The sequence below is a fragment of the Stenotrophomonas sp. SMYL86 genome (assembly GCF_036320025.1).
Taxonomy (GTDB): Bacteria; Pseudomonadota; Gammaproteobacteria; order Xanthomonadales; family Xanthomonadaceae; genus Stenotrophomonas; species Stenotrophomonas maltophilia_A.
Genome location: NZ_JAWIRU010000003.1, coordinates 187817 through 200179, shown reverse-complemented (window position 1 = coordinate 200179; position 12363 = coordinate 187817). Strand labels below are relative to the sequence as shown.

General features: G+C 65.8%; 10 protein-coding genes and 2 pseudogenes. 5 read left to right on the top strand and 7 right to left on the bottom strand.

Going from position 1 to position 12363, the window contains the following annotated elements; all coding sequences use genetic code 11:
- From V3B64_RS05720 to V3B64_RS05705, 4 genes are all read right to left on the bottom strand, one after another.
- Complete coding sequence (locus V3B64_RS05720) at positions 1–471, bottom strand: F0F1 ATP synthase subunit B (RefSeq protein ID WP_005419512.1); 471 nt, start codon at positions 469–471, stop codon at positions 1–3.
- Positions 472–577: 106 nt separating this feature from the next.
- Positions 578–883, bottom strand: coding sequence for a F0F1 ATP synthase subunit C (gene atpE / locus V3B64_RS05715; protein WP_005411133.1), 306 nt, complete (start codon positions 881–883; stop codon positions 578–580).
- A gap of 73 nt (positions 884–956) precedes the next feature.
- The gene (atpB, locus tag V3B64_RS05710; RefSeq protein WP_010481316.1) at positions 957–1757 is read right to left on the bottom strand and encodes a F0F1 ATP synthase subunit A; all 801 of its coding nucleotides are present in this window, start codon (positions 1755–1757) and stop codon (positions 957–959) included.
- A gap of 31 nt (positions 1758–1788) precedes the next feature.
- A complete protein-coding gene (locus tag V3B64_RS05705) occupies positions 1789–2154 on the bottom strand; it encodes a hypothetical protein (protein ID WP_006394654.1) in 366 nt (121 codons plus the stop codon).
- A 459-nt stretch (positions 2155–2613) separates the two neighbouring features.
- Here V3B64_RS05705 and V3B64_RS05700 point away from each other — a divergent pair, with 459 nt between their 5' ends.
- On the top strand, positions 2614–3432 hold the full coding sequence (locus V3B64_RS05700; RefSeq protein WP_329913796.1) for a hypothetical protein: 819 nt from the start codon (positions 2614–2616) through the stop codon (positions 3430–3432).
- A 524-nt stretch (positions 3433–3956) separates the two neighbouring features.
- Here V3B64_RS05700 and lpdA read toward each other — a convergent pair.
- The 3 genes from lpdA to V3B64_RS05685 form a co-directional block, all read right to left on the bottom strand.
- Positions 3957–5765, bottom strand: coding sequence for a dihydrolipoyl dehydrogenase (gene lpdA / locus V3B64_RS05695; protein ID WP_182266734.1), 1809 nt, complete (start codon positions 5763–5765; stop codon positions 3957–3959).
- 107 nt (positions 5766–5872) lie between these two features.
- A complete protein-coding gene (aceF, locus tag V3B64_RS05690) occupies positions 5873–7585 on the bottom strand; it encodes a dihydrolipoyllysine-residue acetyltransferase (RefSeq protein ID WP_329913795.1) in 1713 nt (570 codons plus the stop codon).
- 167 nt (positions 7586–7752) lie between these two features.
- A complete protein-coding gene (locus tag V3B64_RS05685) occupies positions 7753–8268 on the bottom strand; it encodes a DNA-deoxyinosine glycosylase (protein WP_329913794.1) in 516 nt (171 codons plus the stop codon).
- Between the two features lie 186 nt (positions 8269–8454).
- On the opposite strand from V3B64_RS05685, the gene V3B64_RS05680 reads away from it, so the two are divergent.
- From V3B64_RS05680 to glpK, 4 genes and pseudogenes are all read left to right on the top strand, one after another.
- Positions 8455–9090, top strand: a complete 636-nt coding sequence (locus V3B64_RS05680; protein ID WP_032129052.1) for an OmpW family outer membrane protein — start codon at positions 8455–8457, stop codon at positions 9088–9090.
- Between the two features lie 185 nt (positions 9091–9275).
- Positions 9276–10754 (top strand): glycerol-3-phosphate dehydrogenase, encoded by a 1479-nt coding sequence (gene glpD / locus V3B64_RS05675; protein WP_329913793.1) that lies wholly within the window; start codon positions 9276–9278, stop codon positions 10752–10754.
- A gap of 21 nt (positions 10755–10775) precedes the next feature.
- Positions 10776–10898 (top strand): annotated as a pseudogene (locus V3B64_RS05670) (hypothetical protein); the annotation flags it as partial.
- A pseudogene (gene glpK / locus V3B64_RS05665) lies at positions 10888–12340 on the top strand (glycerol kinase GlpK). The pseudogenes V3B64_RS05670 and glpK, both read left to right, overlap by 11 nt.
- Positions 12341–12363 lie beyond the last annotated feature (23 nt).

Sequence of the window (12363 nt, the reverse complement as noted above, 5' to 3'; positions counted from 1 at the left end):
TTAGATCTCCGAGGCCAGCTCGTCGAGCAGCGCCTTGTGGGCGTTGGCGTCGATTTCGCGCTTGAGCAGCTTTTCGGCACCGGTCACGGCCAGCGCAGACACCTGCTTGCGCAGATCTTCACGGGCACGGTTGGCGGCGGCGTCGATTTCAGCCTGGGCCAGTTCCTTCTGACGGGTGGCTTCGGTGATCGCTTCGTTACGGGCAGCATCAACGATCTGGTTGGCACGTGCGTGGGCCTGATCGATGATCTCGTTGGCCTTGGTACGTGCTTCCTTCAGCGCTTCGTTGACCTTCTCCTGCGCCTGGGCCAGATCTTTCTGGCTGCGGTCGGCAGCAGCGAGGCCTTCAGCAATCTTCTGCTGGCGCTCTTCGATCGCGTTCATCAGCGGCGGCCAGATCTTGGTCGCGATGATCCAGATCAGACCAGCGAAGGCCAGCGCCTGCGCAAGAAGGGTGAAATTGATATTCATGGTTAGCTCGATCGCTGGTTTCGGGGTGGACGCGCCGCCGTAGCGGCGCATCCGGCCTTCATCCGAAACCGGGTGCATCAGCACCCGGTCGTCTCAAACCGCTGTATCAGCCGGCCAGAGCCTTGGTGACGGCGCCAGCGAAGGCAGCCGACAGCGGGTTGGCGAAGGCCAGCAGCAGGCCGACGGCGACCGAGATGATGAACGCGGCGTCGATCAGGCCGGCGGTGATGAACATGCGGACCTGCAGGACCGGGATCAGTTCCGGCTGGCGGGCGGCCGACTCCAGGAACTTACCAGCCATGATGGCCAGACCCAGACCGGCGCCCAGCGCGGCCAGGCCGATCATGATGCCGACGGCAAGGGCGGTGGAGCTCTGAATCTGCGCGAAGTTGGTCAGGACGGCGAAGTACATGGTTATCTCCAGGAACTTAAGTTGCTAAGGGTGATGAAACGGATGAAGGTTGAAACGCGTTGAAGCTTGAAACTCAGTGAGCGTCTTCCGACAGGCTCAGGTACACGATCGACAGCATCATGAAGATGAAGGCCTGCAGCGGGATCACCAGCAGGTGGAACAGCATCCAGCCGAGGCCGAACACACCACCGGCAATGGCACCGAAGAAACCGGCACCACCCAGCACCCAGATCAGCAGGAACACGATTTCGCCGCCGAACATGTTGCCGAACAGTCGCATCGCCAGCGAGATCGGCTTGCTCAGCCACTCGACGATGTTGAGGATCAGGTTGAACGGCATCATCCACTTGCCGAACGGCGCCGTCAGGAATTCCTTGATGAAGCCGCCCAGGCCCTTGGACTTGAGCGCGAAGAACAGCATCAGGAAGAACACGCTGATGGCCATGCCCAAGGTGGCATTGACGTCAGCGGTCGGGACCGGCTTCCAGTAGTGCACGCCCACCCATTCCAGCGGCTTGGCGATGAAATCGGCCGGGATCATCTTCAGCAGATTCATCAACAGGATCCAGAAGAAGATCGTGATGGCGATCGGCGTGACCAGCTTGCTCTTGCCGTGGTAGGTGTCCTTGGCCTGGCGGTCGACGAACTCCAGGCAGATCTCGACGAAGGCCTGCCACTTGCCCGGCACGCCGGCGGTGGCCTTGCGGGTGCCCAGCCAGAACGCGACAACGATCACCAGGCCCATCAGGACCGCGGTGAGGAAGGTATCGACGTGGATATGCCAGAACATACCCTCACCCTTGCCGACCGGCGCGGTCAGGTTGTGCAGGTGATGCTGGATGTAGCTGGTAGGGGTTAGAGCCTCGCCCGCCATGTGTCCGGAACCTTCAGTTAATTGAATTCTGTCAACGCCTGGCCATCGCCAGGACCTGGAACATCAAGCCGACGGCGATACCAGCCAACAGCGCCAATGCAGGCAGCTTGAAGACCAGGAACCCCACCAGCAGGACGCCGAAAACCACCACCCACTTGGCCACGATCGCAATGATCAGGCGAGCCATCGCCGAACCTGCGGCCAGTGCCCCACCGCCCAGTGCCATCCGTGCCGCCACCCAGCCACCGGCCGAAATGGCCACACCGGACGCCAGCGCGCCGAGGGCATATTTCGGACCTACCAGCAGGAAGGCCAGGGCCAGGACAGCCACTGCGGCCAGCGGGTAGACCGCGGCGCGCAGCATCAGTCGCCGACCCGCATCAACGGAGTTCAGCACAGGACGTCCCGCGTGGTTGCAAGTGGAGGGCTGAGGCGACTACAGCAGGGGGGCCTCATCGAGCCGCCAAATTATAGCAATGGGACAATTTGCGAGACAACCGCCCCCTGTTCATCCCGGGAGGCCGCAAGTTGCGGTAACGGTTACATTTTTGCGTGCCACCCAGGGGACAATGACGTCCGTATGATGTTGCAGCGCAGTATTGAACTTTGGTCGCAGGCGGCGGAACTTTCGCCGAATGCGCCGGTCCGATCTTTCGACCTGCCTGCAGCAACCTCGTCGACGCTCCGCCCCGCAGGTCCCACGATGGCCCCGAAGCCCGGCTCCGGGGCCATCTTTTTGCATCGTCGCGACAGCGCTGAACCGTGCACACTTCGTGGACCATACGTTCACGGATGGTGGACGGGCCTGTCCGGCACAGTGGTCTTCATTCTGATGAACCACTGCAAGGACTCTTCGATGCGCCCCGTACCCACCCTGCTCGCCCTCTCCCTGCTCGCCGCCGGCGCTTCGTTCGCCACTGCCGCCCACGCCGCTGAAGGCGACGACCGCTTCGCCCTGCGCCTGGGTGCGATGAACATCGACTCGGACAACACCCTTCGCGGCAAGACCAACGTCGCCGGCCAGGACATCGGCTTCTCCGAGGACTTCAAGCTGGGTGGCAAGGAATGGGAGCCACGCATCGATGGCATGTTCCGCATCAGCAACCGCCAGCGCCTGCTGTTCAACTACTTCAAGTACGACAAGGACCGCCGCGAGACCCTTGGCCAGGACATCTCCTTCGGTGACGTCAACGTGCCGTCCGGCAGCTTCGTCAAGGGCGAACTGAAATACCAGGTCGCCAGCCTGGTCTATGACTACTCGGTGGTGGACACCGATACCTTCGACCTCGGCCTGCAGCTGGGTGCCGAGTACGCCAAGGTCAGCACCAAGGCCTACGCCGATCTGGGCACCGTCTACGAAGGCCAGTTCCTCAATGAGAAGACGGACGGCGTGGCGCCGGTGGTCGGTGCGCGCCTGAGCTTCACCCCGTCGGAAAAGTGGATGATCACGCTGCAGGGCCAGTATCTCAACACGCGCTGGGGCAGCTTCGATGACTACAAGGGCGACCTGAGCCGCGCCAACGCAATCGTGGATTACCGCTTCACGAAGAACTTCGGTGTGTTCGCTGGCTATGACTGGTTCAAGCTCGACGCGGACAAGAAGGGCAGCGACGGCAGCATCGGCCTGAAGCAGGAATTCAAGGGCCCGGTGGCCGGCGTCAGCTTCGTGTTCTGATCCCCCGCCCCTTCCACGGCACTCTCTCTCCTGGCGCGGCCTCCGGAACATCGGGGCCGCGCTTTTTCTTTGCATCGTCGAGCAGAGAAGCAGGTTGGTCGAGCGCTGGGGGAAGAGGGGCTTGCGTGCGAATGTCCCCCGGCACCGGCCTGCGGCCGTCACCTCCTCCTTTACTTCGCACGCAAGCCCCTCTTCCCCCGCGTGTCAGGCATCCAGGCGGGCCAAGCTGTGGCTCTCGACTATCCGCAAGCCGAGCCGCGGGGGGGGGGGGGGGGGGGGGGGGGGGGGGGGGGGGGGGGGGGGGGGGGGCGGGGGGGGGGGGGGGGGGGGGGTGGGGGGGGGGGGGGTGGCAGGCGTTTGGACAAAGTAAAGGAGGAGGCGACCGCCGCAGGCGGACGACGGGGGACATTTGTCCAAACGCCTGCCACCCGCGCAGCGGCCCCACCGCTCGCAAAAATCCGGAGCGGAGAAACAAAAAACCCCAGCAGATGCCGGGGCTTCTCGTTCGCGAAGGCGCGGGCGCCTTACTTCTTCTTCGGCATGTACAGATCGGTGATCGTGCCGTCGTAGATTTCCGAGGCCATCGCCACCGATTCGCTCAGCGTCGGGTGCGCGTGGATGGTGTGGCCGATGTCTTCGGCTTCGGCACCCATCTCGATGGCCAGGCCGATCTCGGCCAGCAGGTCACCGGCGTGCACGCCGACGATCGCACCACCGATGATGCGGTGGGTCTCTTCGTCGAAGATCAGCTTGGTGAAGCCCTCGGTGCGGCCGATGCCGATCGCGCGGCCACTGGCGGCCCACGGGAACTTGGCCACGCCGACCTTCAGGCCCTTGGCCTTGGCTTCGGTCTCGGTCACGCCGACCCAGGCGATTTCCGGGTTGGTGTAGGCCACCGACGGAATCACGCGGGCGACCCATTCCTTCTTGTGGCCGGCAGCCACTTCGGCGGCCAGCTTGCCCTCATGCGTGGCCTTGTGGGCCAGCATCGGGTTGCCGACGATGTCGCCGATGGCAAAGATGTGCGGCACGTTGGTGCGCATCTGGCGGTCGACCGGGATGAACCCGCGGTCGGTGACCTGCACGCCAGCCTTCTCGGCATCGATCTTCTTGCCGTTCGGCGAGCGACCCACGGCCACCAGCACGCGATCGAAGGTGCCCTGCGCCAGCGCAGGCGCCTGGCCTTCCTCGGCGGCGTCGAAGGTCACGGTGATGCCCTTGGCATCGGCGGTGACGCCGGAGGCCTTGGTCTTCAGGTGGACTTCGATGCCCTGCTTCTTCAGGCGGTCGGCCAGCGGCTTGACCAGGTCCTTGTCGGCGCCCGGCATCAGCTGGTCCATGAACTCGACCACGGTCACCTTGCTGCCCAGCGCACCGTACACGGTGGCCATTTCCAGGCCGATGATGCCGCCACCGACAACCAGCAGCGAGCCCGGCACTTCGGCCAGCTCCAGCGCGTCGGTGGAATCCATCACGCGCTTGTCGTCCCACGGGAAGTTCGGCAGCTTCACCGCCTGCGAACCGGCGGCGATGATGCACTTCTGGAAGCGCAGCAGCTGGGTGCTGCCGTCAGCGGCAGTGATTTCCAGCTCGTTGGCCGAAACGAATTTGCCAACGCCCTGCACGCTGCGGACCTTGCGCTGCTTGGCCATGCCGGCCAGGCCCTTGGTCAGCTGGTTGACGACCTTTTCCTTGTACTCGCGCAGCTTGTCCAGGGTAATGGTCGGCTTGCCGAACTCGACGCCGAAATCACCGGCGTGGGCCACTTCGTCGATGACCGCTGCAGCGTGCAGCAGCGCCTTGGACGGAATGCAGCCCACGTTGAGGCAGACGCCGCCGAGGCTGGCGTAGCGCTCGACCAGCACCGTATCCAGGCCGACGTCGGCGGCGCGGAAAGCGGCGGTGTAGCCGCCCGGGCCAGAGCCCAGCACGACCATTTCGCATTCGATGTCGGCAGGCTTGCCGCTGGACAGCGCCGGCTTCGGCGCAGCCGGTTCAGCCGGGGCGCGGTGCGACGGGGTCACCGGCGGCTTGCTGGCCGGAGCGGCCGCTGCCGGGGCCGGCGCGGCGGCCTTGGCCGGGACTTCGGCGGCACCTTCGGCGTCCAGCACCACGACCACGGCGCCTTCGGACAGGGTGTCGCCCAGCTTGACCTTGATTTCCTTGACCACGCCGGCAGCCGAGGACGGCACTTCCAGGGTGGCCTTGTCCGATTCCAGGGTCACCAGACCCTGATCCTTCTTCACCGTGTCGCCGACGGCGACCAACACTTCGATCACCGGCACATCGCTGTAATCGCCGATGTCGGGAACCTTGACTTCAATCGTGGCCATGGTGGGTTTTCCTCGTGCCCGCGCGGCGGTACCGGCGGGCTGTCACTGCATCTGTTCACGCGGCCGCGCCAGGGGCGGCGGCCGCACGGTGGGGGCGAAGCGGTGCCTTACAGCAGCACGCGGCGCATGTCGGCCAGTACCTGCGACAGGTACGTGGTGAAGCGTGCGGCCAGTGCGCCGTCGATGACGCGGTGGTCGTAGCTCAGCGACAGCGGCAGCATCAGCTTCGGTGCGAACTCCTTGCCGTTCCAGACCGGCTGGATGGACGACTTGGAGACGCCGAGGATGGCCACTTCCGGTGCATTGACGATCGGGGTGAACGCGGTGCCGCCGATGCCGCCCAGCGAGCTGATCGAGAAGCAGCCGCCACTCATGTCGGCCGGGCCGAGCTTGCCGTCGCGCGCCTTCTTGGCCAGTTCGCCGGTTTCCTGCGCGATCTGCACCACGCCCTTCTTGTCCACGTCGCGGATGACCGGCACGACCAGGCCGTTCGGCGTGTCGGCTGCAAAGCCGATGTGGAAGTACTTCTTCAGGGTCAGGTTTTCACCGCTGGCATCGAGCGAGGCGTTGAACTCCGGGAACTTCTTCAGCGCCGCGGCGCTGGCCTTGATCAGGAAGGCGAGCATGGTCAGCTTGATGCCGGCCTTCTCGTTTTCCTTGTTCAGCGCCACGCGCAGGCCTTCCAGGTCGGTAATGTCGGCCTGTTCGAACTGGGTGACGTGCGGGATCATGGCCCAGTTGCGGGCCAGGTTCGCACCGGAGATCTTCTTGATGCGCGACAGCGGCTGGACTTCGGTCTCGCCGAACTTGCTGAAGTCGACCTTCGGCCACGGCAGCAGGTTCAGGCCACCACCGGCAGCAACAGCAGCACCGCCGGCAGCCGGCACGCCACCGCTGAGTGCGGCCTTGACGAACTTCTGCACGTCACCCTTGGTGATGCGGCCACCCTTCTCGGTGCCGTTGATCTGCAGCAGGTCCACGCCCAGTTCGCGGGCGAACACACGCACCGCCGGGGTGGCATACGGCACCTTGGCCGGCAGCACGCCATCGGCGTTGAACTGCACCGGCGGGCTGGACGGGGTACCGGCCGAGGCGACCTCGCGGGCCGCCAGCTTGTCCGGCTGCGCCGGCACAGCGACCGGCTCGACCTTGGTGGCGGTCTCGGCGGCAGCCGGAGCGGCAGCAGCGGCTGCCTTGGTCGGCGCCGGCACGGCAGCGCCCTCGGCCTCGATGATGGCGACCACATTGCCCTGCGACAGAGTGTCGCCGACCTTGACCTTCAGTTCCTTGACCACGCCAGCCACCGACGACGGCACTTCCATGGTGGCCTTGTCGCTTTCCAGCGTGACCAGGCCCTGGTCCTTCTTGACCGTGTCGCCGACGGCGACCAGCACTTCGATGACCGGAATGCCGGAATAGTCGCCGATATCCGGCACCAGCGCTTCAACCGCACCACCGCTGGCAGCCGGAGCGGCCGGCGCAGCTGCGGCCGGGGCCGGCGCGCTCTGGGTGGCAGCGGCCGGCGCTGCGGCCTTGGCCGGTGCCGGGGTGGCAGCGGCCGGCTTGGCCGCCTCGCCTTCAGCCACTTCGATCAGCGCCACGACCTTGCCCTCGGACAGGGTGTCACCGACCTTGACCTTGATCTCCTTGACCACGCCAGCGACGGCCGACGGCACTTCCATGGTCGCCTTGTCGCTTTCCAGCGTCACCAGGCCCTGGTCCTTCTTGACCGTGTCGCCGACGGCGACAAGCACCTCGATTACCGGGATATCGCTGTAGTCACCGATATCGGGGACAAGTGCTTCCTTGATTTCGGCCATGGGGATAACTCCGGCAATCTGGTGTAGGGAAACGTCTATTGTGCGGCCAGCGGGGGCCAGCGCCAACCGTTACAGGTGTTTTCAGTACTCACGCAGCCGGGACACGCTGTTGCTCATGGGTTGCGGCCGCGACCAGTCGGTAGCGTATTGTCCGGACGATGTCCGCTTCATGTCGCCAGTGCGTCGGCTACCGGCTGCCAGGCCTGGCGCAGCCGCGGCAGCGACCAGGCCGCGTTGGCCGGACTGGTGGACGGCAGCGCCAGCAGCCTTGGCGGCGCCTCCAGGCCGGGCAGCACCCAACGCTGGAATGCCTTCAGCGATGCCGCACCGTTGCAGCCGATCAGCTCCAGCTCAGGAAGCGAAGCGATCAATGCCGGCAGCGCATTGGGTACTTCCGTGCCACGCATGATGTCGGCATCCAGGCTGCCACGCCGCTCGCACTGACCGATCACATCCCACAGACCCACACCGGCTGCCTGCAGTGCGCGCAGCCGTTGCGGGTACGCCAGGGCCACATCGAAGCCACAGATATCGGCCAGCACAGGCCAGAAGCGATTGCGCGGATGCGCGTAGTAGCGCTGCTCCTGCAATGACACAACGCCGGGCATCGAACCCAGCAGCAGCACCCTGCACTCCATGTTCACCTGCGCTTGCAGGCCGATGCACACCGTTGCTTCGCTCACATCGTCTCCAACTGCATGAATGTCGCCGAAGGCTGAAAAGCCCATGAAAACAGGCTTTTCGCTCCAGTCGCTGAACAAGGGAAACTATTTTTTAACGTGCGTCGGATTCGATTCATGTTGGGGCGACTACGGTGTGCTCGCCCCGCAACCGGGGGCCCAAAACAAGAAACATTAGGAGATACCCCCATGCGCTCCATCCGTATCCTGAGTCTCGCCCTGCTGACCTCCGCCGCCTTCGCGCCGGCCGCTTTCGCCCAGGACAGCAGCAGCACCGACACCGCTTCGGGCAAGCATTTTGCCGTTGTTGGCGGCATCTCGCTGCTGGAACCGAAGAACGACCCGATCACCGGCGTCAAGAAGACCGATGGTGGCCCGGCGCCGACCGTCAGCTTCAGCTACTACATCAACGACAACTGGGCCGTTGAACTGTGGGGCGCTGCCGACAAGTTCGACAACAAGTTCAAGGGCCCGAACAACGCCCGCCTGGGCTCGGTCGAGCAGCAGCCGATCGCGCTGAGCGGCCAGTACCACTTCGGCCAGGCTGACAACGTGTTCCGTCCGTTCGTGGGCGTGGGCTACTACCAGTCGAGCTTCAGCAACGAGAAGCTGGGCAACGGCGCTGACACCGACATCCGCTTCAAGGATGCCAAGGGCGTGATCGGCACCGTCGGCGTGGACATGAACATCAACTCCACCTGGTTCGCCCGTGCTGACGCCCGCTACATGCGCGCCCGCCCGGACGTGAAGGTTGGCGGCGAGAAGATCGGCGAAGCCAAGATGGATCCGTGGACCGTCGGCTTCGGCATCGGCGCCCGCTTCTGATCCAGGCTGCACCTGCTTCACTGATGTAACGCGACGGGCCCTTCGGGGCCCGTCGTCGTTTCCGTCACCCGCGTTCTGTAGAGTCGAGCTTGCTCGACTGCCTTTCGTAGAGTCGAGCCATGCTCGACTTTTGCAACAGCAGTCGACTGACAGTCGACTCTACACACACAGGATGCGGAGGCGCGATGCACGACGTCGACCTGCTGGTGATCGGTGGCGGCATCAACGGTGCCGGCATCGCCCGTGATGCCAGCGGCCGCGGCCTGCGCGTGCTGCTGTGCGAGCAGCACGACCTCGCTGCGCATACCTCCAGCGCCAGCAGCAAGCTGATCCACGGTGGCCTGCGCTACCTGGAACAGCGCGAGTTCGGCCTGGTACGCAAGGCACTGGGTGAACGCGAAGTGGTACGCCGGCAGGCACCCTATCTGGTCCACCCGCTGCGTTTCGTGCTGCCGTGGGAACCGCACCTGCGCCCACGCTGGATGCTGCGCGTGGGACTGTGGCTGTACGACCACCTGGGCCCACGCAGCCCGGCATTTCCCGCCTCGCGCGCCCTGGACCTTCAGCATGATCCGCTCGGCCCCTGGCTCTCCCCGGATCTGCGGCAGGCCTTCAGCTACGCCGACGCGCAGGTCGATGACGCGCGTCTGGTACTGCTCAATGCCCTGGATGCTGCCTGGCGTGGCGCACAGGTACATGTGCGCAGCCGCTGCATCGAGCTGCGCCCTGTGCAGGGCCGTTGGCTGGCCGTGCTGGAATCCGCCGATGGCCAGCAGCATGTGACCGCGCGCGCCGTCGCCAATGCGGCTGGCCCATGGGCCGGTGGCCTGCTGGAGCAGATGGAGGCCCGCAGCGGCGGCCCCGCGCTGCGGCTGGTACAGGGCAGCCACATCGTGCTGCGCCGCCCCTGGCCCGATGACAGTGCCTGCCTGCTGCAGCAGCCCGATGGCCGCGTGGTGTTCCTGCTGCCGTTCGCCCACGAGCATCTGCTAGTCGGCACCACCGACACCGACTACCGCGGTGACCCGGCGCGCTGCAGCGTGCTGCCTTCCGAGGTGAGCTACCTGTGCGCGGCCGCCAACCGCTATCTGCGCGAGCCGATCACTCCGGAAGACGTGGTCTGGCAGTTCGCCGGTGTGCGGCCACTGCTGGCCGACCCGGACCCGCGTGCGGCAACGCTGAGCCGCGACTACCGCCTTCAGCTGCAGTCCAGCCCGGCGCCGGCGCTGCATGTGCTGGGCGGCAAGCTGACCACCTACCGGGTGCTGGCCGAGGAAGCGCTGAACCTGCTGCGCCCTGCCCTGCCGCAGATGGGACCGGCCTGGACGGCAGGCGGAGACCCGCTGCCGGGCAGCGACTGGGGTGACGCCACACAGGCGCGCTCCCGCCTGCAGGCGCTGGCACCGTGGTTGCCCGTGGAGATCGCACGGCGTTGGGCCGAAGCCTACGGCAGCCGTAGCGCCGCCCTTCTGCAGGGTGCACGGGGCATGGACGATCTTGGAGAGGACTTCGGCGGCGACCTGCATGCGCGGGAAGTGGCTTTCCTGCGCGACCACGAATGGGCCTGGGACGCCGAGGACGTGCTGTGGCGGCGGAGCAAGCTGGGGTTGCGGCTGGATGCTGCGCAGGTGGCGCGGCTGCAGGCGTGGATCGATAGACGGTAGAGTCGAGCTTGCTCGACTGACATGAAAAGCAGTCGAGCAGGCTCGACTCTACCAACACCATCGCTACCGGAGACGCTGCATGACGCCCCGCTACGTGCTGGCCATCGACCAGGGCACCACCAGTTCGCGCGCGATCCTGTTCGACCGCACCGGCGACATCGTCGGCAGCGCGCAGCGCGCAGCGCGAATTCGCGCAGATCTTCCCGCAGCCGGGTTGGGTCGAGCATGACCCGCGCGAGATTCTCACCAGCGTCTATGCCACGCTGACCGAACTGCTCAGCCGCGGGCAGATCGACCCGCGCCACATCGCCGCACTGGGCATCACCAACCAGCGCGAAACCACCGTGGTCTGGGACCGTGCCACCGGACAGCCGATCCACAACGCCATCGTCTGGCAGTCGCGGCAGAGCCACGCCATCTGCGAGCGGCTGAAGTCCGAAGGGCATGAGGCGCTGATCCGCGAGCGCACCGGCCTGCTGATCGATGCCTATTTCTCCGCCACCAAGGTGCGCTGGATCCTCGACCACGTCGAGGGCGCGCAGCAGCGTGCCGAGCGCGGCGAGCTGCTGTTCGGCACCATCGACAGCTGGCTGGTCTGGAACCTCAGTGGTGGCCAGGCGCATGTGACCGACTACAGCAACGCGGCGCGCACGCTGCTGTTCAACATCCACACGCTGGACTGGGATGACGACCTGCTGGCGCTGCTGGACATCCCGCGCGCGATGCTGCCGCAGGTGCGCGATTCCAGCGCGGTGTACGCGCATACCCGGCCGCAGTTCTTCTTCGATCACCCGATTCCGATCGCCGGCATCGCCGGTGACCAGCAGGCGGCTCTGTTCGGCCAGGCCTGCTTCCAGCCAGGCATGGTCAAGAACACCTATGGCACCGGCTGCTTCATGCTGATGCACACCGGCGCGCAGGCGGTGCGTTCGCGCAATGGCCTGCTGACCACCATCGCCTGGGGCCTGGACGGGCGCGTGGAATATGCGCTGGAAGGTTCGATCTTCATCGCCGGCTCGGTGGTGCAGTGGCTGCGCGATGGGTTGCGCATGATCGAACGCGCCAGCGACAGCCAGGCGCTGGCCGCGCAGGTGCCCGACAGTGGCGGTGCTTACCTGGTACCAGCATTTGTCGGCCTCGGTGCGCCCTATTGGCGCAGTGATGTGCGCGGCGCGATGTTCGGCCTGACCCGTGGCACTCGCAAGGCGCACTTCGTGCGTGCCGCGCTGGAGGCGATGGCCTACCAGACCCGCGACGTGCTCGATGCGATGCAGTCCGATGCCGGCATCGCGCTGACCGAGCTGCGCGCCGATGGCGGTGCGATCGGCAACGACTTCCTGGCCGGATTCCAGGCCGACATCCTTGGCGTGCCACTGCTGCGGCCGCGGCTGACCGAAACCACCGCACTGGGCGCGGCCTACCTGGCCGGGATGGCGGTGGGGTTCTGGTCCAGCCGCGAACAGATCGCCGCGCAATGGGGCCTGGACCGGCGCTTCGAGCCACAGATGGAGGTGGCGCGGCGCGAGAAGCTGTATGCGGGATGGCAGCAGGCCGTGGCGGCCACCCTCGCCTTCCACGTCGACTGACGGTAGTGGCGGGGGGGGGGGGG

Excerpts from the sequence above, each read along its gene's own strand:
- V3B64_RS05680 (WP_032129052.1), top strand. The coding sequence starts at position 8,455 with ATGCGCTCCATCCGTATCCTGAGTCTCGCCCTGCTGACCTCCGCCGCC.
- aceF (WP_329913795.1), bottom strand. The coding sequence starts at position 7,585 with ATGGCCGAAATCAAGGAAGCACTTGTCCCCGATATCGGTGACTACAGC.
- atpE (WP_005411133.1), bottom strand. The coding sequence starts at position 883 with ATGTACTTCGCCGTCCTGACCAACTTCGCGCAGATTCAGAGCTCCACC.
- V3B64_RS05700 (WP_329913796.1), top strand. The coding sequence starts at position 2,614 with ATGCGCCCCGTACCCACCCTGCTCGCCCTCTCCCTGCTCGCCGCCGGC.
- glpD (WP_329913793.1), top strand. The coding sequence starts at position 9,276 with ATGCACGACGTCGACCTGCTGGTGATCGGTGGCGGCATCAACGGTGCC.
- V3B64_RS05720 (WP_005419512.1), bottom strand. The coding sequence starts at position 471 with ATGAATATCAATTTCACCCTTCTTGCGCAGGCGCTGGCCTTCGCTGGT.
- lpdA (WP_182266734.1), bottom strand. The coding sequence starts at position 5,765 with ATGGCCACGATTGAAGTCAAGGTTCCCGACATCGGCGATTACAGCGAT.
- atpB (WP_010481316.1), bottom strand. The coding sequence starts at position 1,757 with ATGGCGGGCGAGGCTCTAACCCCTACCAGCTACATCCAGCATCACCTG.